The organism is Priestia sp. ABM2_011, from assembly GCF_056158845.1.
Genome location: NZ_JBSWUB010000001.1, coordinates 1,335,120 through 1,358,471 on the forward strand (window position 1 = coordinate 1,335,120; position 23,352 = coordinate 1,358,471).

19 protein-coding genes are annotated in these 23,352 nt (G+C 39.7%); all 19 read left to right on the top strand.

Annotated features, from left to right (window positions below):
- Positions 1 to 25: 25 nt before the first annotated feature.
- The 19 genes from flhA to ACXAE4_RS07165 all read left to right on the top strand — a co-directional run bounded on the left by flhA (position 26) and on the right by ACXAE4_RS07165 (position 23,139).
- Positions 26 to 2,062 carry a flagellar biosynthesis protein FlhA gene (gene flhA / locus ACXAE4_RS07075; protein WP_289578380.1) on the top strand — a complete coding sequence of 679 codons (2,037 nt, stop codon included), beginning with the start codon at positions 26 to 28 and terminating at the stop codon, positions 2,060 to 2,062.
- Entirely contained in the window at positions 2,062 to 3,159 is a 1,098-nt protein-coding gene (flhF, locus tag ACXAE4_RS07080) for a flagellar biosynthesis protein FlhF (protein ID WP_155010520.1), read from the top strand. The genes flhA and flhF overlap by 1 nt, the downstream gene beginning before the upstream one ends.
- Positions 3,152 to 4,021 (top strand): MinD/ParA family protein, encoded by an 870-nt coding sequence (locus tag ACXAE4_RS07085; protein ID WP_028411415.1) that lies wholly within the window; start codon positions 3,152 to 3,154, stop codon positions 4,019 to 4,021. The genes flhF and ACXAE4_RS07085 overlap by 8 nt, the downstream gene beginning before the upstream one ends.
- Positions 4,022 to 4,030: 9 nt before the next feature.
- Positions 4,031 to 5,074: a protein-glutamate methylesterase/protein-glutamine glutaminase gene (locus ACXAE4_RS07090; protein WP_033579791.1), complete on the top strand. Its 1,044-nt coding sequence runs from the start codon at positions 4,031 to 4,033 to the stop codon at positions 5,072 to 5,074.
- Between the two features lie 14 nt (positions 5,075 to 5,088).
- A complete protein-coding gene (locus ACXAE4_RS07095; protein WP_289578378.1) occupies positions 5,089 to 7,068 on the top strand; it encodes a chemotaxis protein CheA in 1,980 nt (659 codons plus the stop codon).
- A gap of 30 nt (positions 7,069 to 7,098) precedes the next feature.
- Positions 7,099 to 7,527, top strand: coding sequence for a chemotaxis protein CheW (locus tag ACXAE4_RS07100; protein ID WP_014458457.1), 429 nt, complete (start codon positions 7,099 to 7,101; stop codon positions 7,525 to 7,527).
- A 50-nt stretch (positions 7,528 to 7,577) separates the two neighbouring features.
- On the top strand, positions 7,578 to 8,072 hold the full coding sequence (locus ACXAE4_RS07105) for a chemotaxis protein CheD (RefSeq protein WP_165635194.1): 495 nt from the start codon (positions 7,578 to 7,580) through the stop codon (positions 8,070 to 8,072).
- Between the two features lie 56 nt (positions 8,073 to 8,128).
- The gene (locus tag ACXAE4_RS07110) at positions 8,129 to 8,890 is read left to right on the top strand and encodes a FliA/WhiG family RNA polymerase sigma factor (protein WP_025750299.1); all 762 of its coding nucleotides are present in this window, start codon (positions 8,129 to 8,131) and stop codon (positions 8,888 to 8,890) included.
- 15 nt (positions 8,891 to 8,905) lie between these two features.
- Positions 8,906 to 9,433 (top strand): hypothetical protein, encoded by a 528-nt coding sequence (locus ACXAE4_RS07115; protein WP_033579793.1) that lies wholly within the window; start codon positions 8,906 to 8,908, stop codon positions 9,431 to 9,433.
- 158 nt (positions 9,434 to 9,591) lie between these two features.
- Complete coding sequence (rpsB, locus tag ACXAE4_RS07120; RefSeq protein WP_013058850.1) at positions 9,592 to 10,311, top strand: 30S ribosomal protein S2; 720 nt, start codon at positions 9,592 to 9,594, stop codon at positions 10,309 to 10,311.
- A gap of 107 nt (positions 10,312 to 10,418) precedes the next feature.
- On the top strand, positions 10,419 to 11,300 hold the full coding sequence (gene tsf / locus ACXAE4_RS07125) for a translation elongation factor Ts (protein ID WP_013058849.1): 882 nt from the start codon (positions 10,419 to 10,421) through the stop codon (positions 11,298 to 11,300).
- Positions 11,301 to 11,376: 76 nt separating this feature from the next.
- The gene (pyrH, locus tag ACXAE4_RS07130) at positions 11,377 to 12,099 is read left to right on the top strand and encodes a UMP kinase (protein ID WP_028411409.1); all 723 of its coding nucleotides are present in this window, start codon (positions 11,377 to 11,379) and stop codon (positions 12,097 to 12,099) included.
- 2 nt (positions 12,100 to 12,101) lie between these two features.
- Positions 12,102 to 12,659, top strand: coding sequence for a ribosome recycling factor (frr, locus tag ACXAE4_RS07135; protein ID WP_013058847.1), 558 nt, complete (start codon positions 12,102 to 12,104; stop codon positions 12,657 to 12,659).
- A gap of 134 nt (positions 12,660 to 12,793) precedes the next feature.
- Complete coding sequence (locus ACXAE4_RS07140; protein WP_028411408.1) at positions 12,794 to 13,576, top strand: isoprenyl transferase; 783 nt, start codon at positions 12,794 to 12,796, stop codon at positions 13,574 to 13,576.
- Positions 13,577 to 13,594: 18 nt separating this feature from the next.
- Positions 13,595 to 14,386: a phosphatidate cytidylyltransferase gene (locus ACXAE4_RS07145; RefSeq protein WP_033579794.1), complete on the top strand. Its 792-nt coding sequence runs from the start codon at positions 13,595 to 13,597 to the stop codon at positions 14,384 to 14,386.
- A gap of 35 nt (positions 14,387 to 14,421) precedes the next feature.
- Complete coding sequence (dxr, locus tag ACXAE4_RS07150; RefSeq protein WP_475235740.1) at positions 14,422 to 15,570, top strand: 1-deoxy-D-xylulose-5-phosphate reductoisomerase; 1,149 nt, start codon at positions 14,422 to 14,424, stop codon at positions 15,568 to 15,570.
- 78 nt (positions 15,571 to 15,648) lie between these two features.
- Positions 15,649 to 16,908, top strand: a complete 1,260-nt coding sequence (gene rseP, locus ACXAE4_RS07155; protein ID WP_028411405.1) for an RIP metalloprotease RseP — start codon at positions 15,649 to 15,651, stop codon at positions 16,906 to 16,908.
- A gap of 104 nt (positions 16,909 to 17,012) precedes the next feature.
- On the top strand, positions 17,013 to 18,710 hold the full coding sequence (locus ACXAE4_RS07160) for a proline--tRNA ligase (RefSeq protein ID WP_028411404.1): 1,698 nt from the start codon (positions 17,013 to 17,015) through the stop codon (positions 18,708 to 18,710).
- A 118-nt stretch (positions 18,711 to 18,828) separates the two neighbouring features.
- Positions 18,829 to 23,139 carry a PolC-type DNA polymerase III gene (locus tag ACXAE4_RS07165; RefSeq protein ID WP_028411403.1) on the top strand — a complete coding sequence of 1,437 codons (4,311 nt, stop codon included), beginning with the start codon at positions 18,829 to 18,831 and terminating at the stop codon, positions 23,137 to 23,139.
- Positions 23,140 to 23,352 lie beyond the last annotated feature (213 nt).

Genomic DNA, 23,352 nt, shown 5'->3' on the forward strand with positions numbered 1-23,352 from the left:
CGCTATTGTAAGGAGAGAAAAATTAATGTCTGCAAGAGAACTGCCAGTTGTTATAGGTGTTGTACTCATTATCGTTATGCTTGTTATTCCGTTGCCTTCATGGTTATTAAGTATTTTAATCATGATTAACATTTCTCTTGCGCTGCTTGTACTGCTCGTTTCCATGAACATGAAAGAACCTTTAGAGCTATCGGTGTTTCCGTCTTTGCTGCTGGTTCTTACGCTGTTTCGATTAGGTTTGAACGTATCGACAACCCGTTCAATTTTAGGAACAGGAGAAGCAGGCGGAGTAGTGGAAACATTTGGCCACTTCGTGATTGGTGGAAATCCGTTAGTGGGGTTTGTTGTCTTTATTATTTTAATTATCATTCAGTTTCTCGTTATTACAAAAGGAGCGGAGCGTGTTTCTGAAGTAGCCGCACGTTTTACCTTGGATGCGATGCCAGGGAAACAAATGAGCATTGATGCAGATTTAAATGCAGGTATGATTTCAGAAAAACAAGCAATTGACCGCCGTGAAAAAATTCAGCGCGAAGCAGATTTTTACGGAGCAATGGATGGAGCTAGTAAATTCGTCAAAGGTGATGCCATTGCAGGGATTGTCATTACCCTTATTAACATCTTGTTTGGAATTATTATCGGCATGCTGCAAATGGGAATGTCCATCACTGAAGCATCCCAAACGTTTACTTTGTTAACAGTAGGCGATGGATTGGTTAGTCAAATTCCAGCCCTCATGATTTCAACAGCGACGGGAATTATCGTCACGAGAGCTGCTTCAACAGGCAATTTGAGCGAAGATATTACACGGCAGCTGTTTGCTTTTCCCGTTATGCTTTATGTAACTGGAGGAACAATTGCCGCTCTTGGTTTAATCACGCCAATTAATGATGTCATTACAATGCCTATTGCTATTTTATTAGGGGTGGGAGGCTATTATTTGTCTCAGGCTAAAAATCAGGCGGTTCGTGAAGAAATGGCCCCTACTGAAGAAGAGCTAGAAGACAATGAAATGAAAAGTCCAGAGAGTGTTGTCAATCTATTAAGCGTTGATCCGATTGAATTTGAATTTGGGTATGCATTAATTCCGCTTGCTGATACGAATCAAGGAGGCGATTTACTCGATCGAATTGTTATGATTAGGCGCCAGCTGGCACTTGAGCTAGGATTAGTCATTCCAGTTGTTCGTATCAGAGATAACATTCAGCTTCAGCCCAACGAATACTGTCTTAAAATAAAGGGCAATGAAGTGGGGAAAGGGGAGCTGCTGCTCGATCACTACTTAGCAATCAGTCCCGGAATGGATGATGAATTGATTGAAGGAATTGATACGTTAGAACCAGCTTTTAAAATGCCTGCGAAATGGATTAGCGAGTCGGTGAAGGAGCAGGCTGAGATGTTTGGGTATACCGTTGTGGACCCACCGTCGGTTGTGTCTACGCACATAACAGAAGTTATAAAATCGTATGCGCATGAGCTGATTGGAAGGCAGGAGACAAAGCAACTAATTGATCACACAAAAGAAACGTATCCTATTTTAATTGAGGAAGTAACGCCTAATCCGCTTTCCGTTGGAGACATTCAAAGGGTACTGGCAAAACTTTTAAAAGAGAGCGTCTCAATTCGAAATTTACCCATTATTTTTGAGGTGCTGGCCGACTACGGAAAAATGACGTCAGACACCGATTTGTTAACTGAATATGTCAGACAAGGACTTGCAAGGCAAATTACCAGTCAATATACGGTCCAAGAAGGTCTGCTTCGAGTTCTTACCCTTTCAGGAAAAGTTGAAAAAACGATGGCGGAAGCTGTTCAACAAACGGAGCATGGGAACTATTTATCACTAGACCCTAACGTTTCACAAGCTATTGTGGAAAGTATAGCTAAGCAAATAGAAACACTTTCTTTTCAAGAACAGTCTCCAATTGTGTTATGTTCTCCTGCAGTGAGGATGTACGTTCGTCAAATCACTGAGCGGTATTTTCCTCATATGGCGGTTTTATCATATAACGAGTTAGAAGCAAATGTTGAAGTTCAAAGTGTTGGAGTGGTGGATATCTGATGAAAGTAAAAAAATATGTAGTAGAATCTATGCCGCAAGCTATGAAAGCCATTCGTTCAGATTTAGGTGAGGAAGCGGTTATTTTACATTCGAAACAAATTCGAACAGGAGGTTTTCTTGGCTTATTTACTAAGGCGAAAATAGAAGTATTGGCAGCTGTCGATCCCGTAGAAAAGCTGAGCGTAAAGAAGAACTCAGCGCCGCCAGAACACAGTATGGAAGATAATCAATCTTTTATGAAGCAGCAGCTCAGTGAGTTAAATACTCTTGTCTCACAAATGAGTCAAATGCCAAAGGTTTCTTCAGGTTCATATCCAAAAGTAGTGGAAGATGTGCTTGCTTATTTGCGTTTGCAAGAAATAGACGAAGCTATTTTAGAAAACTTGGAGGCTCCTATGCTAGAGTACTACTACTTACATCGCCCTAACTCAAACCAACTCATGAAGTGGACGAAAAACTGGTTTACCAATCAGTTTAAAGCAAGTGAATGGAGCGGTCCTTTCAAAAAATATGTAAGTGTAGTAGGGCCAACAGGTGTCGGTAAAACAACCACTCTTGCTAAATTGGCTGCAAAGTGTGTCCTAGAACAAAATCAAAAAATAGCATTTATCACAACGGACACCTATAGAATTTCAGCGATTGAGCAGCTCAAGACGTACGCTTCGATCTTAAATGCGCCTTTAACGATTTGCTATAACGGAGAAGATTTTAAAAAAGCTTTGCTGGAAACAAAAGCATACGATGTGATTTTTATTGACACAGCAGGCCGTAACTTTTTAGAACCGCAATATGTAAATGATTTAAAGAAAATTATTACGTTTCAAGAAGATTTGCAAACGTTTCTTGTTCTAGCACTAACGTCAAAAGCATCAGATATGAAAGCTATATATGAACGTTTTGCTAGTCTCCCTGTTGATCAACTGATTTTTACGAAGCGAGATGAAACAACTCACAAAGGCTCGCTTTTAAATATGTTGTATCGTTACGGCCAACGAGCTGCTTTTACAACAAACGGGCAGGATGTACCAGAAGATGTTTCGTCATTTAAAATAGAAGAGTTTATCGACGATGTGTTTGGAGATTGGAAAGATGAATGATCAAGCAGCAGTTTTAAGAGAAAAAGTGTTAAAGAAACATCAAAACTCTTTAAGGAATTGTAAAACGATAGCCGTGTTAAGCGGAAAAGGAGGAGTTGGAAAGTCGAATCTATCATTAAACTTATCTCTTGCGCTAACGAAGCAAAAGCAAAGAGTTCTTCTTTTTGACATGGATATAGGGATGGGAAATATTGATATTTTGATTGGACAAACTGCTTCCTATACGATGGTTGATTTGCTAGAAAAAAAGCTTTCCATCCAGCAAATTATTAAAAAAGGTCCTGAAGATTTAGCTTATGTGGCTGGTGGAACGGGAATTTCCTCTGTATTTGAATGGTCTCCATCGGACCTTGCTCATTTAATACAAGAATTGAGTTCTTTGACAAATCAATACGATTACATGATTTTTGATATGGGAGCGGGCATGTCAGAGAGTGTGCTTAAGTTTTTAAAAGCTGTAGATGAAATGATCGTGGTCACAACACCCGAACCTACATCTATCACAGATGCTTACGCTGCTATTAAGCTAGCAGCTTCCTATTCTGTATCAGCACCGGTTCGTCTTATTATTAACAAAACGCTTTCTGACAAAGAAGGAAATGAGACGTATGAACGATTTAACCGAGCTGTTCAGCAGTTTTTGAACATATCTATTTCTCTATTAGGTATTGTGCCAAACGATCAAGCTGTCCAGAAAGCGGTCAATCGCCAAATGCCTTTTTTGCTTCAAAACCCAACATCTAAAGCAAGTGTATCACTAATAGAAATGGTGAATATTCTTATTCCTCAAGACAATAGGATAACGGCTAAAAACGAGGGAATGTTTATTCGGCGCCTCAAACGATTTTTTCTTGAAAGGTAGGAAATGAGAGTGAATGAAATAAAGGTGCTTATTGTAGATGATTCTGCATTTATGCGAAAGCTAATCGGCGATTTTTTAGCATGTGACAGTCGTTTTCACGTTGTGGGTACCGCACGTAACGGTGAAGAAGGGTTGAAAAAAGCGCTCGAGCTGTCGCCAGACATTGTGACACTCGATATCGAAATGCCTAAAATGAATGGCTTAGATATGTTAAAGCAGCTTATGCGTGTGAAGCCCCTTCCTGTTGTCATGTTATCGAGTACAACAATAGAAGGGGCTGAAAATACGCTGACCGCTATGCAGTACGGCGCAGTTGATTTTGTTGCTAAACCTTCGGGAGCTATTTCGCTGGACTTACATAAAGTGAAAGATGAGCTTATCTCTAAACTATTGCTTGCTAGTAAAGCCAACATATCTTCAAGCAGTCATCAGCACGTGCAAAACAGAAGTGTATATAACCTCCCGATGGGGACGAAAGTGAACAAAATGATTTGTATTGGCACTTCTACTGGAGGACCGCGTGCGCTGCAAGAAGTATTATCAACTGTTTCAAAAGACATACACGCACCTATTTTTATTGTGCAACATATGCCTCCAAATTTCACAAAATCATTAGCGGTTAGACTAGATCAGCTAGCTGATATTGAAGTGAAAGAAGCACAAGACAATGAAATCGCGCGCTCAGGATGTGCGTACATTGCGCCTGGAGGTTTTCATATGACGGTTGTAGAGAAAGAAGGACAGCTCAGCATTTGTTTAGACACTTCTTCACCTGTAAAGGGACATCGCCCCTCAGTGGATCGTTTGTTTCAGTCGATTAGTAAAATTTCAGGTTATCAAAAACTTGCTATTGTGTTGACGGGAATGGGGGCGGATGGAACGGAAGGCATTATTGATTTAAAGAAAAATAAAGACGCGCTTATATTGGCTGAATCTAAAGAAACAGCTGTCATTTATGGGATGCCCAAATCAGCTGTTTCTACAAAGCTTGTTGATTATATTGAACCGCTGCGAAACGTTGGAAGCTTTATTTCTCGCTACGCACAGAAATAGGAGGGAAAGTTACGATGGATATGAATCAATATCTAGAAGTGTTTATTGAAGAAAGCAAGGAACATCTTCAAAACGTTAACGACCAGCTAATGCGTTTTGAAAAAAATACCGATGATCTTGGTTATGTAAATGAAATTTTTCGGTCTGCTCATACGTTAAAAGGTATGTCTGCAACAATGGGATTTGATGATTTAGCACAATTAACTCACAAAATGGAAAACGTGCTAGATGCCGTTCGAAATCATCAAATCGACGCTCACACGGAAGTTCTTGATGCTTTGTTTGAATCAGTCGATGCGCTAGAAATAATGGTTCAATCTATTTCTGAAGGCGGCGATGGTCAGCTTGATGTCAAATTGCTTGTTCAAAAGCTGCAGCGTATTGTAGCAGAGGAACCCGCAGCAGAGCATGCGGCTTCTTCTATTGAGTATGATGAGTTCGTACAAACGCTGCTCAGTCAAACAGCAGGGCAAGGATTTAATGCGTTTGAAATAACCGTACAGCTCGAACGCACCTGTCTGTTAAAAGCTGCGCGTGCATATATGGTATTTGATGTGTTAGAGCAAGTGGGAGACGTCATTAAGTCAGCGCCAACTGTTCAAGATATCGAACAAGAAAAATTTGAATCATCTTTTATCGTTATATTAGTAACAAGCGAATCGCAAGAAAAGCTGAAAGCGAGCATTATGGAGGTCTCTGAAGTAGAAAGCGTGAAAATTGCTGCGGTCCCCATAAAAAAGGAGACAGAAATGCAGGAGCTTGTTTCACAAGAAGAAGCAGCAACTATACAGGAAGTTACTGTGTCAGCACCTTCTAAATCGCCTGTTGAAGAGAAAAGACAGCTCTCAAATAACAAGACGATTCGAGTCAATATTGACCGTTTGGACAGTCTCATGAACTTGTTTGAAGAACTAGTTATTGATAGAGGCAGGTTAGAACAAATATCAAAAGAATTGAATAATAGCGAATTAGACGAAACGGTAGAGCGGATGTCCCGTATTTCTGGAGATTTGCAAACGATTATTTTAAATATGCGTATGGTGCCTGTAGAAACCGTTTTTAATCGGTTTCCCCGTATGGTGAGACAGCTTTCAAAAGATTTAGGGAAACAAATTGAACTTCAAATTGTCGGAGCTGATACAGAGTTGGACCGGACCGTCATTGATGAAATTGGAGATCCGCTTGTTCACTTATTAAGAAATGCCGTTGACCACGGAATTGAAATGCCTCAAGCACGCTTAAAGAACGGAAAGAATGAAAAGGGAACGATTCGCCTTAAAGCTTATCATAGCGGAAATCATGTCTTTATTGATTTAGAAGATGACGGGGCGGGCATCAATCGTGAAAAGGTACTGCAAAAAGCGTTAGGTCGAGGAATTATCGATGGGAAAACTGCTGAAACGCTGACGGATAAACAAGTGTACGAGCTCATTTTCGCTTCGGGCTTTTCGACGGCTGAACAAATTTCAGATGTTTCCGGACGAGGAGTAGGTCTAGATGTCGTGAAAAACACGATTGAATCGCTAGGGGGTTCTGTAACGATCGATTCTAACGAAGGATACGGTTCGCGTTTTTCTATTCAACTGCCGCTCACTCTGTCTATCATTTCTGCTTTACTCGTGCAAATGAGTGAAGAGCGCTATGCCTTACCGCTTTCTTCGATTATTGAAACAGCTATTGTTCAGCCGAAAGAGGTCATGCATGTACATGGTCAAAAGGTTATTGACTTTCGAGGAGCCATTATTCCTCTTATTGATTTAAAAGAACTATTTACTGTGCCTAACTCGGTACAAAGAGATCATTATTCCGTCGTTATTGTGAAAAAAGGAGAAAAGACCGCCGGGCTAATTGTTGATTCTTTTATCGGTCAGCAGGAAATCGTTTTAAAATCTTTAGGTCATTATCTGCCGGGTGTATTTGCTATTTCAGGAGCCACGATTTTAGGCGATGGACAAGTAGCACTTATCATTGATTGCAACGCTTTGATCAAATAACAAATGCTGTAAAAAGAAAGGGAGAAAGGCATGAAAATTATTGTGTTTCAATTGGGGGACGAGGAGTACGGAATTTCAGTAGAAGAAGTGCAATCGATTGAAAAGATTCAGCACATAACACGCGTTCCTGGAGTAAAAGAATATGTAAAAGGTGTTATTAATCTTCGCGGTGTTATTACACCGATTATTGATTTGCGCACTCGTTTTAACTTACAAGAACAGCTTAACCATGAGCTGACACGTATTATTATGGTTCGTCTTAATGATGTAGAAGCAGGTTTGATTGTGGATGCGGCAAATGATGTAGTAGACATTGATGAAAAAACGATTGCTTCAGTGCCTGAAACAGTTGAAGGAACAGCTGTAGAATACTTGAACGGAGTTGTTAAAGTAGATAGCCGTTTAATTGTTCTTCTAAATTTACCTAAAGTGCTCTCTTTAGAAGACCACCTCCAGTGAGCCAAGCGAATAATGGATATCACGCTGAAGTTTGTAGGAGTTGAAGAATCGTGAGAGATGATAAACAAGTGATTAAGGTAGGAATTGCCGAGATGAATGTTACACATGCACCCGCAGTGCTTCGAACAACGGGATTAGGGTCATGTGTAGGAGTTGTCGTTTACGACTCTGTTCACTCAGTAGCTGGGCTCGCTCATGTAATGCTTCCCGATTCAAGCGGGGCTAAATGTCCTTTTAATAGAGCTAAATATGCAGATACAGCTATTTTTGATTTGATAAATATGTTGATTAAACAAGGTGCACATAGAAGATTATTAAAAGCAAAAATAGCAGGGGGCGCACAGATGTTTCAATTGGAACCAAGAAATGATGTGATGCGAATTGGCCTTCGAAATGTTCAAGCAGTGGAGAGAGAACTGCATAGAAACAGTGTAGAAATTGCAGCAAAAGCTACAGGAGGACACAACGGACGCACAATTGAATTTGATCCTCAAACGGCTATTTTAAAGGTTCGTACGATTAATGAAGGGATAAAAACGATATAAAGCGCGCTCTTACCGTTGACCGTTTAATAGCGCTATAAAAAGGAGTTGAAAGACCCTTGAAAAGTATACAAGAAGTTGAAGAACATAAAATTTGGCAGGAATGGATAGAGACGAGAGACTCCCATGCGGGAAACATGCTTGTTAAAAAGTATATGCCGCTTGTTAACTATCACGTTCAGCGGATTAGTGTAGGGCTGCCGAAGAATATTCATAAAGAAGAGCTTCGTAGTTTAGGATTAATCGGCCTTTACGATGCTTTGGAAAAGTTTGATTACGGTAGAGACTTAAAGTTTGATACATATGCGTCTTTTCGAATTCGAGGGGCGATAATAGACGGGCTTCGTAAAGAAGATTGGTTATCAAGAAGCGCAAGGGAAAAGACGAAAAGAATTGAGCAAGCAACAGAAGCACTTGAACAAAGATACTTGCGCAGAGTTGCACCAAGTGAGGTTGCAAAAGAAGTAGGCATGACAGAAGCAGATGTTGTTCATACAATGAATGAAGGCTTCTTAGCTAACGTTTTGTCAATGGAAGAACAGCCAAAAGAGTATGAAGATGGAGAGCAAAAATACACGATTAAAGATGAAAAAACGCTCTCTCCTGAAGAGGAGCTAATTAACGACGAACGATATCAAGAGCTCGCTGAAGTTATCGAGCAGCTAAATGAAAAAGAGCAGCTTGTTGTTTCATTATTTTATAAAGAGGAGTTGACTTTCACAGAGATCGCGCAGCTGTTAGGGCTATCCACTTCACGCATTTCTCAAATTCATTCGAAAGCGCTGTTTAAAATGCGTACGAGTTTAAGCAAAATAATTTAACAAAGAGGTAAAGTGATGGGGTTTTTACTCACAGTTAGTTTTTTAATTCATGGTCTATCACTGTTTTGCATTATTCTTTTATATATGCAAGTGACCAAAGTGAAAAGGATTGAACGCTTGCACCAGCAAAATATAAATAAAATGGAAGCTGCAATGAGTTCATATCTCGCTGAATTTCAGGAACAAAACGAGCAGTTTTTACGGCAGCTTCGTGAGCGTTCAACTTCGCTTTCTTCCGAAATGGAAGAAAGCAGCGCCAAATCACCTTTGGTAGATGAAGAAGACGTGCCTGTTCAAAGGGTGGATCTAAAAAGTGAGCCTTCCCAGTCGCTGCATGAACTTCTCTCTATAGAAGAAAATCAGAAACATATAAGCACATCTTTTGATGAATTAACTACAGACCAAATTCAAGATTTGTCAGGTGAAGAGATAAAAGAATTTTCCGTTTATTTAAAGGGAAAAGGTTTAACAATTGAAGAAATTGCAAAACATTTACACAGAGGGAAAACTGAAATTGAATTATTATTGAAATTTCATCAATAAACTTAATGAAACGCTTGCTTGTGAAAAAGGAGTATGCTATATTAGTTTTTGGTGTTATTACACACGCTTGTTGATTCGGTTGATGGTGCTACTTTTTGTAGTTTCGGCTGAAGATGATATAAGCGGAGGAGACTTAAAACCATTAGGAGGAAAAACACATGTCAGTAATTTCAATGAAACAATTACTAGAAGCTGGTGTACATTTCGGTCACCAAACTCGCCGTTGGAACCCAAAAATGAAGAAATATATCTTCACTGAGCGTAACGGCATCTACATTATCGATCTTCAAAAAACAGTTAAGAAAGTAGAAGAAGCGTACAAATTCGTTAAAGAATTAGCTGCAGACGGCGGTACTGTTTTATTCGTAGGTACGAAAAAACAAGCTCAAGATTCTGTTAAAGAAGAAGCAGCTCGCGCTGGTATGTACTTTGTTAACCAACGTTGGTTAGGTGGTACATTAACTAACTTCTCAACTATCCAAAAACGTATCAAACGTTTAAAAGATATCGAAAAAATGCAAGAAGACGGTACTTTCGAAGTACTACCTAAGAAAGAAGTAGTTCAACTTAAAAAAGAGTTAGAGCGTCTTGAAAAATTCTTAGGCGGCATTAAAGATATGAAACAACTTCCAGATGCATTATTCATCATTGACCCTCGTAAAGAGCGTATTGCAGTAGCGGAAGCTAAAAAATTACACATTCCAATCGTTGGTATCGTAGACACTAACTGTGATCCAGACGAAATTGATTATGTAATCCCTGCAAACGATGATGCAATTCGTGCTGTTAAACTTTTAACTTCTAAAGTTGCTGATGCTATTCTAGAAGCTAAACAAGGTGAAGAAACAGCAGTTGAAACTGAAACAACTACTGCTTAATTCCGTGAAAGGTGATAAGAGGGAATAGCCTTTTATCACCTTTTTTTGAAAAGATTTAACCCATTTATATACATTAATTACATACCCAAACAAGGAGGCTACACATTATGGCAATTACTGCTCAAATGGTAAAAGAACTACGTGAAAAAACAGGCGCTGGTATGATGGATTGTAAAAAAGCGTTAACTGAAACTAACGGTGATATGGAGCAAGCAATCGATTTCTTACGTGAAAAAGGTATTGCAAAAGCTGCTAAAAAATCAGACCGTATTGCTGCTGAAGGTCTAACTTACATCGAAACTCAAGGTAACGAAGCTGTTATCTTAGAAGTTAACTCTGAAACTGATTTCGTTGCGAAAAACGAAGGTTTCCAAAAACTAACAAAAGAATTAGCTGCTCACATCTTAGCTAACAAACCAGCTGACGCTGCTGAAGCTGCTACTCAAAAAATGGAAAACGGTGCAACTGTTGAAGAACACATCAACTCTGCAATCGCTACAATCGGAGAAAAATTATCTCTACGTCGTTTCGCTGTAGCAACAAAAACTGATGCTGATGCATTCGGTGCTTACCTACATGCTGGCGGACGTATCGGTGTGTTAACAGTATTATCTGGTACAACTGAAGAAGCTGTTGCAAAAGACGTTGCTATGCACATCGCTGCAATCAACCCTAAATACATCTCTCGTGACCAAGTTTCTGCTGAAGAAACTGAGCGTGAGCGCGAAGTATTGACTCAACAAGCATTAAACGAAGGCAAACCAGAAAAAATCGTTGCAAAAATGGTTGAAGGTCGCCTTGGCAAATTCTTCGAAGATATTTGCTTACTAGATCAAACATTTGTTAAAAATCCTGATCAAAAAGTACGTCAGTTCGTTGAGAGCAAAGGCGCTACTGTTGAAAGCTTCGTTCGTTTTGAAGTAGGAGAAGGTATTGAGAAACGTCAAGACAACTTCGCTGAAGAAGTAATGAACCAAGTTAAAAAGTAAGGGTTTGACCGTATAGGGAACACTGTGTGTTCCCTTTTTTACAAAAGAGATCTCACCGTTAACGATGGAGGTAAGCATGAGTCAAGCAAAATATAATCGTATCGTATTAAAGTTAAGTGGAGAAGCATTAGCTGGTGAAGATGGTTTTGGTATTAACCCATCCATCATCAAATCTGTTGCTGAACAAGTAAAAGCCGTTTATGAATTAGGTGTGGAAATTGCTGTAGTCGTTGGTGGTGGAAACATTTGGCGTGGTAAAATTGGTAGTGAAATGGGTATGGATCGTGCAGCTGCTGATTATATGGGAATGCTAGCAACAGTAATGAACTCGCTGGCTCTTCAAGATAGCTTAGAGAACATTGGTGTGCAAACACGAGTTCAGACTTCTATCGAGATGAGACAAGTAGCAGAGCCTTATATTAGAAGAAAAGCTGTTCGACATCTTGAGAAAAAACGCGTTGTTATTTTCGCTGCGGGTACAGGAAACCCTTATTTCTCTACAGATACAACAGCAGCTTTGCGTGCAGCTGAAATCGAAGCTGACGTTATCTTAATGGCTAAAAACAACGTAGATGGCGTTTATAATGCAGATCCTAAGCTTGTACCTGATGCTGTAAAATATGAAACATTAACATATATTGATGTTTTAAAAGATGGACTAGCTGTTATGGATTCTACAGCTTCTTCATTATGTATGGACAACGATATTCCGCTAATTGTTTTCTCAATTACGGAAGAAGGCAATATTAAACGTGCCGTTACAGGCGAAAACATTGGAACAATTGTAAAGGGGAAATAAACATGCCAAAACAAGTGTTGCAAAACGCAAAAGAAAGAATGGAAAAAGCAATTCAATCATTTAGCCGCGAACTAGCATCAATTCGCGCTGGACGTGCAAGCGCGTCACTTCTTGACCGCGTAACGGTAGAATACTACGGTGCACCAACACCGATTAACCAATTGGCGCAAGTAAGCGTACCGGAAGCTCGTATGCTTGTTATTCAGCCTTATGACAAATCACAAATTGGTGAAGTTGAAAAAGCTATTTTAAAATCTGATTTAGGATTAACACCTACAAGCGATGGAACTATTATCCGTTTATCGATTCCTGCTTTAACGGAAGAGCGTCGTCGTGAGTTAGTGAAAATGGTTAAAAAATATGCTGAAGAAGCAAAAGTTGCGGTTCGTAACGTACGCCGTGATGCAAACGATGATTTCAAAAAGTTAGAGAAAAAAGGTGAAATTACTGAAGACGATCTACGCGGCTACAGTGATGACATTCAAAAACTAACAGATGACCATATCGTAAAAGTGGATAAAGTGGCAAAAGATAAAGAAGAAGAAATTATGGCAGTTTAAGTCATTTCAAGGTAAAATATATTGTAAAAGACCCTCTATTGTTTACAGGGGGTTTTTTTGTTAATAATGTGTAGTAAGAAAAAACTCACATAAGCTACACGTTTATGTGAGAGCGTACAACGGGGGACCTTTGCATGTTAAGAAAATTTCAAGCATGGAAGAAAAGTCAAGATTTAAATACACTGTCTTTGTCAGAACGAAAAGATCAAGTGAAACAGCACCCTGTTCCTGAACATATTGCAATTATTATGGATGGGAACGGTCGTTGGGCGCAAAAACGAGCTCTTCCTCGCATGATGGGCCATCATGAAGGAATGAAAGTAGTACGTCATGTGACCAGACTGGCCAATGAATTAGGTGTTAAAGTATTAACTTTATATGCATTTTCCACTGAAAATTGGAAGCGCCCCAAAACTGAAGTTGAGTTTTTAATGAAACTGCCAGAGGAATTTTTAACAACCTTTTTGCCTGAGCTAATTGAAAAAAATGTGCAAGTTCGTATTATGGGAGATAAAAGTGAGCTCCCTGCCCATACGATTCGAGCCGTGGATAAGGCAATTGAAAAAACAAAGCATAACACGGGGATGATTTTAAACTTCGCGCTTAATTACGGTAGCCGTCACGAAATTGTGGGCGCTATTCGGTCATTGGCAGAAGATGTAGAACAGGGAAAAGTGGCTTCCTCTTCTATTTCAGAAAATTTATTTTCTTCCTATTTAATGAGCAAAAGCCTTCCAGATCCGGATTTGCTTATTCGCACAAGTGGCGAGCTTCGCTTAAGTAACTTTATGCTTTGGCAGCTAGCGTACACAGAGTTTTGGTTTACAAAAGTATTATGGCCAGATTTTAAAGAAAATCATTTAATCGAAGCAGTCGAGGCGTTTCAAAAGCGCGGTCGCCGCTTTGGTGGTGTATAAGAAGGTGTGGAAAACAAGATGAAACAGCGCATTATCACCGCGATTGTAGCACTTGCGGTATTTGTGCCGATTGTTTTAATTGGAGGGTTACCTTTTACCCTTATCATGTATGTGATCGGAACAGTTGGTGTAATTGAGCTTTTAAAAATGAAACATTTGAAAGCAATGTCTTTTCCAAGTATCATTAGTTTATTACTAACTTGGGTGTTTTTACTACCAAACGGAAGAGATGTTGCATTTCAATTCTTAAGTGAACATAAGATAGAAGTAGCGCTTGCTGCTGTCCTTCTTTTATTAATGTACACGGTTGTAGTTAAAAATAAATTTACCTTCGATGACGTTGGGTTTATTTTATTAACAACAGTATATGTTGGCTTTGGCTTTCATTATTTTATCGAGGTTCGTCAAGAGTTCGGGTTAGCTTATTTGTTCTTTGCTTTCCTTATTATTTGGGCGACGGATTCCGGAGCTTATTTTATTGGACGAGCAATGGGGAAACGAAAGCTATGGCCGGAAATCAGTCCCAATAAAACAATTGAAGGTTTTGTTGGTGGCGTCGTATGCGCTATTATAGTAGCCATTGTATTTAAGCTGTTAGCAAATATTGATCAAACTATGATCGAGCTACTTGTAATTGGTATTATCGTATCGTTATTTGGACAGATGGGTGATCTTGTACAATCAGCGTTCAAACGTCACTATGGCGTAAAAGATTCAGGGAAAATTTTACCGGGTCATGGTGGGATTTTAGACCGTTTTGACAGTTTAATGTTCATCATGCCAATTTTAGCTTTTTTATTATCTCTATAAAAAAGATGTCTTTGTTTTAATAGGAGTGAATATACTTGAAGAAAATTTCCTTGTTAGGAGCTACAGGTTCAATCGGTACTCAAACCGTTGATATTGTTCGAGCGCATCCTGAGCATTTTGAGCTCTCAGCAATCTCTGTAGGTCGAAATATTAACGAAGCAAGAAAGATTATTCAGCAGTGTAAGCCAGCCCTTGTTTCTGTAATGAAGAAAGAAGATTGTCTGTCACTGCAAGCAGAATTCCCTTCTATTCGATTTGTTTATGGAGAAGAAGGACTTGTGGAAGTAGCAACTCATCCTTCTACAGAAGTGTTGGTAAACGCTGTTCTTGGAAGTGTAGGGTTGACTCCTACGCTAGAAGCAATCAAAATGAGAAAAACAATTGCTATTGCAAATAAGGAGACACTTGTTACCGCTGGTCACCTTGTCATGGAAGCAGCCAAGGAATATGGCGCTGATATTTTACCGGTAGACAGTGAGCATTCAGCTATTTTTCAAAGTTTGCAAGGGCAAGATCAAAAAGCAATAGACCGTTTAATTTTAACGGCTTCTGGAGGGAGCTTTCGAGATAAGACGAGAGCAGAACTACAGGGAGTAACGGTTGAAGATGCGTTAAATCATCCAAACTGGTCAATGGGAGCTAAAATTACAATTGATTCGGCAACGATGATGAATAAGGGACTAGAAGTGATTGAAGCACATTGGCTTTTTGATCTTCCCTATGAGAAAATTGATGTATTGTTACATAAGGAAAGCATCATTCATTCTATGGTAGAGTATTCTGATACAAGCGTTATTGCTCAGCTTGGAACGCCCGATATGCGCGTGCCAATTCAATACGCGTTAACGTATCCAAGACGCATGTCTTTGCCTGACACCAAGCGTTTAAGTTTGGCGGATATTGGTCAGCTTCACTTCGCTAAAATGGATGAAGAGCGTTTTCGCTGTTTAGCTTTTGCATTTGAGGCTGGCAAAGCGGGTGGAACACTTCCGACTGTTTTAAATGCAGCTAATGAAGAAGCTGTTCAAGCCTTTCTAGATGGTCACATTACATTTTTACAAATTGAAGATGTGATTGAAAAAGCAATGAATGAACATACTGTAATACAGAAACCTTGTTTATCTACTATTAAAGAAGTAGATTTAGAAGCAAGAGAGTTTGTTAAATCCGCCATCTCTCGATAATGTGCGTGCGAGAGAAGCCACTCCCTTATTTTTGGTGGGTGGAGGTTTGACTCTATTACATGAAGGGGGTAATACCCATTGAACACAGTCATTGCGTTTGTCGTCATTTTTGGAGCTCTTGTATTCTTTCATGAGCTTGGTCATTTAGTTTTTGCAAAGCGTGCAGGCATCTTATGCCGTGAGTTTGCCATTGGGTTTGGTCCCAAAATCTTTTCATTTAAACGAGATGAAACAGTTTATACCATTCGCTTACTGCCTCTAGGTGGATTTGTTCGAATGGCTGGAGAAGACCCGGAAATGATTGAAGTTAAGCCTGGTCAAATGGTGGGCCTCATGTTTGATAAGGAAGGCAAAGTAAATAAAGTCATTATTAATAACAAGGAACAGCATCCAAATGCAAAAGTTATTGAGGTAGAGCAAGCAGACTTAGAGCATAATCTATTTATTTCAGGTTATGAAGAAGGTGAAGATGAACATCTGCAAAAATTCGAGGTAGCAGAAGAATCTTACTTTGTTATGGACGGAGAAGACATTCAAATTGCACCTTACAGCCGTCAGTTTGCTTCCAAAACTCTTGGTCAACGTGCGCTAGCCATTTTCGCTGGTCCGCTAATGAACTTTATATTAGCCTTTGTTATTTTTATCGTTCTTGGGATTTCTCAAGGATATGTTGTTGACAAACCTGTGATGGGCAAATTAACATCAGATGGAGTAGCCGTTGATGCGGGACTTAAACAAGGAGATAAAGTTCAAGCAATTGATGGACAAAGTGTTTCAACGTGGGATGATGTCGTAAAAGTAATTCAAAAACATCCTGAACAGCAAATTACATTCACGGTTCAGCGCGGCGGCAAAACCTTAGATATTCCAATTACACCTGAAAGCCGCAAGGTTGGGGAACAGACAATTGGATTAATTGGCGTATATGCACCGGTTGAAAAGTCATTCATTGGTTCGATCACGCACGGAGCTACTGAAACATATACGTGGATGAAAGAAATCTTAACGGGCCTTGGGAAGCTTGTGACAGGACAGTTCAAACTGGATATGCTTTCTGGTCCTGTAGGTATTTACGCAGCAACCGATCAAGTAGCACAGTCAGGCATTTATTACCTAATGAAATGGGCAGCCGTTTTAAGTATTAACTTAGGGATTGTCAATTTGCTTCCACTTCCTGCTTTAGATGGAGGACGACTATTATTCTTCGCTGTAGAAGGAATTCGCGGTAAGCCAATTGATCGTCAAAAAGAAGGGATTGTTCATTTTATCGGTTTTGCTTTATTAATGCTGCTGATGCTCGTTGTAACGTGGAACGATATTCAAAAGTTCTTTTTATAAGACATACGCTCAGCGAGGGATATTCCCTCGCTGATTATATGAAAATTGCGGCATGGTCCGCCTTAAAAAATAAGATAGAGAAGTAAGCAAAGAGGTGCGAGGTTATGAGACAAAGTTCTACATTGATTCCTACATTAAGAGAAGTGCCAGCTGATGCGGATATAAAAAGCCATCAGCTTCTATTGCGCGCAGGTTATATGCGCCAAAATGCAAGCGGCGTGTACAGCTTTTTACCGCTTGGTAAGCGTGTATTGCAAAAAGTTGAACAAATTGTTCGTGAAGAGATGGACCGTGCAGGTTCTGTCGAATTATTGATGCCTGCTTTACAACAAGCTGAATTGTGGCAAGAGTCTGGCCGCTGGTATTCATATGGGCCTGAGTTAATGCGTATGAAAGATCGTCACGGCCGTGAATTTGCTTTGGGAGCAACACACGAAGAAGTTATCACAAGCTTGCTTCGTGACGAAGTGAAGTCATACAAACGTTTACCGCTAAATTTATATCAAATTCAAACGAAGTTCCGCGATGAAAAACGTCCACGCTTTGGCTTATTACGCGGTCGTGAATTTATTATGAAAGATGCATATTCGTTTCATGCTTCTCAAGAAAGTTTAGATGAAGTGTATGATAAAATGTTTGCTGCCTACAGCCGCATCTTTGAGCGCTGCGGATTAAATTTCCGTGCGGTTATCGCTGATTCAGGTGCAATGGGCGGAAAAGATACGCATGAATTTATGGTTCTTTCTGAAATCGGGGAAGATACAATTGCTTATTCAGATACATCTTCTTATGCAGCAAATGTTGAAATGGCACCGGTTGTAAATACGTATGAAAAATCAGATGAAGCTGAAAAAGAATTAACAAAAGTGGAAACACCAAATCAGCATAGCATTGAAGACGTAGCTGCTTTCTTAAATGTTGAAGCGACTTCTTGTATCAAGTCCCTTTTATTTAAAGTAGATGATCGTTTTGTGCTTGTACTTGTTCGCGGGGATCACGAAGTAAACGATATTAAAGTGAAAAACTATTTTGAAGCTTCCGTCGTTGAACTGGCAACTCCAGAAGAAACAAAAGAAGCATTAAAATGCGCAGTTGGTTCAGTAGGACCGATTGGTGTAAGTGATTCAGTAGAAGTGGTAGCTGATCATGCGGTAAAAGCAATCGTTAACGGTGTATGCGGAGCAAATGAAGAAGGTTATCACTATACAAATGTGAATGAACGTAACTTTAATGCAACTTACGAAGATTTCCGCTTCATCCAAGAAGGAGATCAGTCACCGGATGGACAAGGTGTTATTAAGTTCGCTAAAGGTATTGAAGTCGGACATGTCTTTAAGCTAGGAACTCGCTACAGTGAAGCGATGGGAGCAACGTATCTAGATGAGAACGGACGCAGCCAGCCAATGATTATGGGTTGCTATGGTATCGGTGTTTCTCGTACAGTAGCTGCGATTGCAGAACAATTCAATGATGAAAACGGTCTTCTATGGCCAGAGGCTGTTACGCCTTATCAAGTGCACGTTATTCCAGTTAACGTGAAAAATGATGAACAGCGTGAACTAGGTGAGAAATTATATAATGAGTTATTAGATAATCGCTTTGAAGTGCTGTTAGATGACCGCCAAGAGCGTGCAGGAGTAAAATTTGCAGATTCAGATTTAATTGGTCTTCCTGTTCGAGTAACAGTTGGTAAACGTGCATCTGAAGGAATTGTAGAAGTAAAAGTACGGAAAACTGGGGAGTCACTAGAAGTGTCAGTTGACAATCTTGTTTCAACAGTGAAAGAACTGCTAGCGAAGTAATGAAGCAGCGGGGATTTGTATCCCTGCTGTTTTTATGTTTATAAACAGAACATATGACAGAATAGAAGTCATTTATGTTAAAATAGATTGCACTCATTTATAAAAGGAGGCAGAAAACTTGGAAGCACAAACGCTAGGAAAAAAAGAGCGTTTTAAGTTGCTGCTGCAGCAGTTAGAGCTGACGAGTGATCAAATTGTTCCTTATTTTGAAAACGCAGCGATTGAAAAGCTCGTCATTCAGAAAGAACAAAAAAAATGGCATTTTCATTTTTCTTTAGAAGGGTTATTACCTTTTGAGATCTATGAGTTATTCCATGCTCGCATGTCTTCAGCTTTTTCTCATATTGCGAGTGTTTCTTTTTCTATTCAAACCGTTAATAAAGAATGTACGGAAGAGCATGTACAGTCATATTGGAAGCATTGTATTGGAGAAATGCAGGGAATATCCCCGCTTTTACAGTCGCTTTTACAAGATCAAATGCCGAGATTGAACGGTGCCAAATTGATTGTGAACGCACGACATGATGCAGAAGGAACGGCTTTACGTAAAAAGTACAGTCAGTTAATTGCTGATCAGTATGCGTCCTATGGCTTTCCGAACCTTCAGCTAATGACGGAAGTTGTACATTCAGAAGAAGCATTTCAGCAGTTTGTAGAGCAACGAAAACAAGAAGATACAGAAAAAGTATTACAAGCCATCACAGAAATGCAAAATAAAGAAAATGAAAAAAGTGATGGACCAGACCTACCAAAAGGTCCGCTTACAATTGGATATACGATTAAAGACGAGACGGTTCGCCTAGACTCCATTGTGGATGAAGAAAAGCGAATTGCCGTTGAAGGATACGTATTTGATGCAGAAACTAGAGAATTACGAAGCGGACGTACGCTTCTTATTTTTAAAGTGACAGATTATACAAACTCTATTATGGTTAAAATGTTTTCACGTGACAAAGAAGATATTCCTTTACTTCAAGCGATTAAAAAAGGAATGTGGGTAAAGGTTCGCGGAAGTGTACAAAATGATACATTTGTCCGTGATTTAGTTATGATTGGAAATGATGTCAACGAGATTACCGGTCCTGCTAGACAAGATACAGCGCCTGAAGATGAAAAGCGTGTGGAGCTTCACTTGCATACGCCAATGAGTCAAATGGATGCTGTTTCATCTGTTGGAGCTTTAGTCGGACAAGCTAAAAAATGGGGACATCCGGCTGTAGCGATAACTGATCATGCGGTTGCACAGTCGTTTCCTGAAGCATATGGAGCCGGGAAAAAGAACGGCATTAAAATACTGTACGGAGTGGAAGTTAATTTAGTAGATGACGGCGTGCCGATTGCCTATAATCCGAAGCATGTGGATTTGACAGAAGCAACTTACGTAGTATTTGACGTCGAAACAACCGGTTTGTCAGCCGTATACGATACCATTATTGAACTTGCTGCCGTGAAGATGAAAGAAGGAGAAATCATTGATCGATTTGAACGGTTTGCAAATCCTCATCATCCTCTGTCTGCAACAACAATTGAGCTGACAGGTATTACAGATGATATGGTCCAAAATGCGCCTGAAATCTCAGAAGTACTTCGTGATTTTCACGAGTGGATGGGTGACAGTATTTTAGTCGCTCATAATGCAAGCTTTGATATGGGATTTTTAAATATGGGACTGCAAAAAATCGGTTTAGAAAAAGCAGCTAACGGCGTTATTGATACGCTTGAACTCGGAAGATTTTTGTATCCGCATATGAAAAACCATCGTTTGAATACTCTTGCTAAAAAGTTTGATATTGAACTTGTGCAGCATCACCGCGCGATTTATGATGCGGAAACAACTGGCTATTTGTTAAATAAAATGCTGAAAGATGCATTTGAACGGGAAATTACAATGCATGATCGCTTAAATGATTATATGGGAGAAGGGAATGCCTATCAGCGGGCCCGTCCTTATCATGCGACTCTTTTAGCACAAACCGACGTAGGATTAAAAAATCTATTTAAACTTGTTTCGATTTCTCATTTAAATTACTTTTATCGAGTTCCGCGAATTCCAAGATCTCAGCTTGACAAATATCGAGAAGGCATCTTGATTGGAACCGCATGTGACCGAGGCGAAGTATTCGAAGGCATGATGCAAAAAGGAATTGATGAAGTAGAAGGAGTAGCTGAATTTTATGATTACATCGAAGTACAGCCTCCTGACAACTACAAGCACTTAATTGAACTAGATTTAGTGCGAGATGAGAAAGCCTTAAAAGATATTATTAGCAATATTGTGAAGCTTGGTGAAAAGATTGGAAAGCCGGTTGTAGCAACAGGAAATGTTCATTATCTCAATCCGGAAGACAAAATTTACCGAAAAATTTTAATTGGTTCACAAGGCGGGGCTAATCCTTTAAACCGTCATCAGCTGCCGGATGTTCACTTTAGATCAACGGATGAGATGCTGAATTGTTTTTCATTTTTAGATGGGGACAAAGCGAAAGAAATTGTTGTTCATAATACGCAAAAAATAGCCGATATGATCGATGATATTAAACCAATTAAAGATGATTTATATACGCCGAAAATTGAAGGTGCGGACGAAGAAATGCGTGAAATGAGCTATGCGATGGCACGCAGCATCTACGGTGAAGAGCTGCCTGAAGTAGTAGAAGCTCGTCTAGAGAAAGAGTTGAAAAGTATTATCGGCCACGGGTTTGCCGTTATTTACTTGATCTCGCATAAACTCGTTAAAAAATCATTAAATGATGGTTACTTAGTTGGTTCACGTGGTTCCGTAGGGTCTTCATTTGTTGCGACGATGACGGAAATTACAGAAGTAAACCCACTGCCGCCGCATTATGTGTGTCCAAAATGTAAGAAATCCGAGTTTTTTAATGACGGTTCCGTAGGTTCTGGATTCGATCTGCCGGACAAAAGCTGCGACGATTGTGGCGTACCGTTTATTAAAGATGGACACGATATTCCGTTTGAAACGTTCTTAGGATTCAAGGGAGACAAGGTTCCCGATATCGATTTGAACTTCTCCGGAGAGTATCAGCCGCGAGCTCATAACTATACAAAAGTACTGTTTGGAGAAGATAATGTATACCGTGCGGGAACAATCGGTACAGTTGCCGAAAAAACAGCTTATGGCTATGTAAAAGGCTATGCTGGTGACCGCGATTTACATTTACGAAACGCAGAAGTGGATCGTTTAGTAGCAGGATGTACGGGCGTAAAACGTACAACTGGTCAGCATCCAGGAGGAATTATTGTTGTACCGGACTATATGGATATTTTCGATTTTTCACCCATCCAGTTTCCAGCTGACGACCGTAATTCCGAATGGAGAACAACTCATTTTGACTTCCATTCGATTCATGATAATTTATTAAAACTTGATATACTCGGACACGATGATCCGACCGTGATTCGCATGCTTCAAGATTTAAGTGGAATTGATCCAAAAACAATTCCGACGGATGATCCTGAAGTGATGAAAATTTTTAGTGGAACGGAATCACTTGGCGTAACAGAAGAACAAATTATGTGTAAAACAGGAACGCTTGGCATACCTGAATTTGGAACGCGCTTTGTGCGTCAAATGTTAGAAGATACGAAGCCAACGACGTTTTCAGAACTTGTTCAAATCTCGGGACTGTCGCACGGGACGGACGTATGGCTTGGTAATGCGCAGGAGCTAATTCGCAATGATATTTGCAACTTAAGTGAAGTAATCGGCTGTCGTGATGACATCATGGTTTATCTAATTTATCAAGGTCTTGAACCTTCACTTGCTTTTAAAATTATGGAGTCTGTGCGTAAAGGGAAAGGGCTAACACCTGAATTTGAAGAAGAAATGATCAAAAATGGTGTTCCGGACTGGTATATTGATTCTTGTAAAAAGATTAAGTACATGTTCCCTAAAGCCCATGCGGCTGCTTATGTATTGATGGCCGTGCGTATTGCTTATTTCAAAGTGCACCACGCGCTTCTTTATTACGCAGCATACTTTACGGTTCGTGCAGATGACTTTGATATTGATACGATGATTAAAGGATCAACTGCCATTCGAGCGAAGATGGAAGAAATCAATGCCAAAGGTTTAGATGCATCTCCTAAAGAGAAAAACTTATTAACGGTGCTTGAGCTTTCTTTGGAAATGTGCGAACGAGGCTATTCATTTAAAAAAGTAGATTTATATGAATCGAGTGCAGACGAATTTTTAATTGACGGCACATCTTTAATTCCGCCGTTTAATGCCATTCCTGGTCTTGGCACAAATGCAGCACTGAACATTGTAAAAGCTCGTGAAACGGGAGAGTTTTTATCGAAAGAAGACTTGCAGCAGCGAGGCAAAGTATCGAAGACGATTTTAGAGTATCTAGACAACCATGGATGCCTTGAATCATTACCTGATCAGAACCAGCTTTCTCTTTTCTAACATTTGCATAAAATAAGCGGTTATGATATAGTAATTGTGGAAATGCTAAGGATACGGACGAGAAAGAGTGGGGAAACCCGCTCTTTCTTATTGATATGAACTTACTGTCATAGTAAGTAGTATGGAGAACGAATCGGCTTCTAGCATGATTCGTTTTTTCTGTAGATTTTCAATCACCATGATTGATTTATTATGTGACGTTTAAAATCCTGC

Bases quoted from the DNA above. Each gene is read 5' to 3' on its own strand.
- flhA (WP_289578380.1), top strand. From the start codon at position 26: ATGTCTGCAAGAGAACTGCCAGTTGTTATAGGTGTTGTACTCATTATC.
- flhF (WP_155010520.1), top strand. From the start codon at position 2,062: ATGAAAGTAAAAAAATATGTAGTAGAATCTATGCCGCAAGCTATGAAA.
- ACXAE4_RS07085 (WP_028411415.1), top strand. From the start codon at position 3,152: ATGAATGATCAAGCAGCAGTTTTAAGAGAAAAAGTGTTAAAGAAACAT.
- ACXAE4_RS07095 (WP_289578378.1), top strand. From the start codon at position 5,089: ATGGATATGAATCAATATCTAGAAGTGTTTATTGAAGAAAGCAAGGAA.
- ACXAE4_RS07100 (WP_014458457.1), top strand. From the start codon at position 7,099: ATGAAAATTATTGTGTTTCAATTGGGGGACGAGGAGTACGGAATTTCA.
- ACXAE4_RS07115 (WP_033579793.1), top strand. From the start codon at position 8,906: ATGGGGTTTTTACTCACAGTTAGTTTTTTAATTCATGGTCTATCACTG.
- rpsB (WP_013058850.1), top strand. From the start codon at position 9,592: ATGTCAGTAATTTCAATGAAACAATTACTAGAAGCTGGTGTACATTTC.
- tsf (WP_013058849.1), top strand. From the start codon at position 10,419: ATGGCAATTACTGCTCAAATGGTAAAAGAACTACGTGAAAAAACAGGC.
- pyrH (WP_028411409.1), top strand. From the start codon at position 11,377: ATGAGTCAAGCAAAATATAATCGTATCGTATTAAAGTTAAGTGGAGAA.
- frr (WP_013058847.1), top strand. From the start codon at position 12,102: ATGCCAAAACAAGTGTTGCAAAACGCAAAAGAAAGAATGGAAAAAGCA.
- ACXAE4_RS07140 (WP_028411408.1), top strand. From the start codon at position 12,794: ATGTTAAGAAAATTTCAAGCATGGAAGAAAAGTCAAGATTTAAATACA.
- ACXAE4_RS07145 (WP_033579794.1), top strand. From the start codon at position 13,595: ATGAAACAGCGCATTATCACCGCGATTGTAGCACTTGCGGTATTTGTG.
- ACXAE4_RS07160 (WP_028411404.1), top strand. From the start codon at position 17,013: ATGAGACAAAGTTCTACATTGATTCCTACATTAAGAGAAGTGCCAGCT.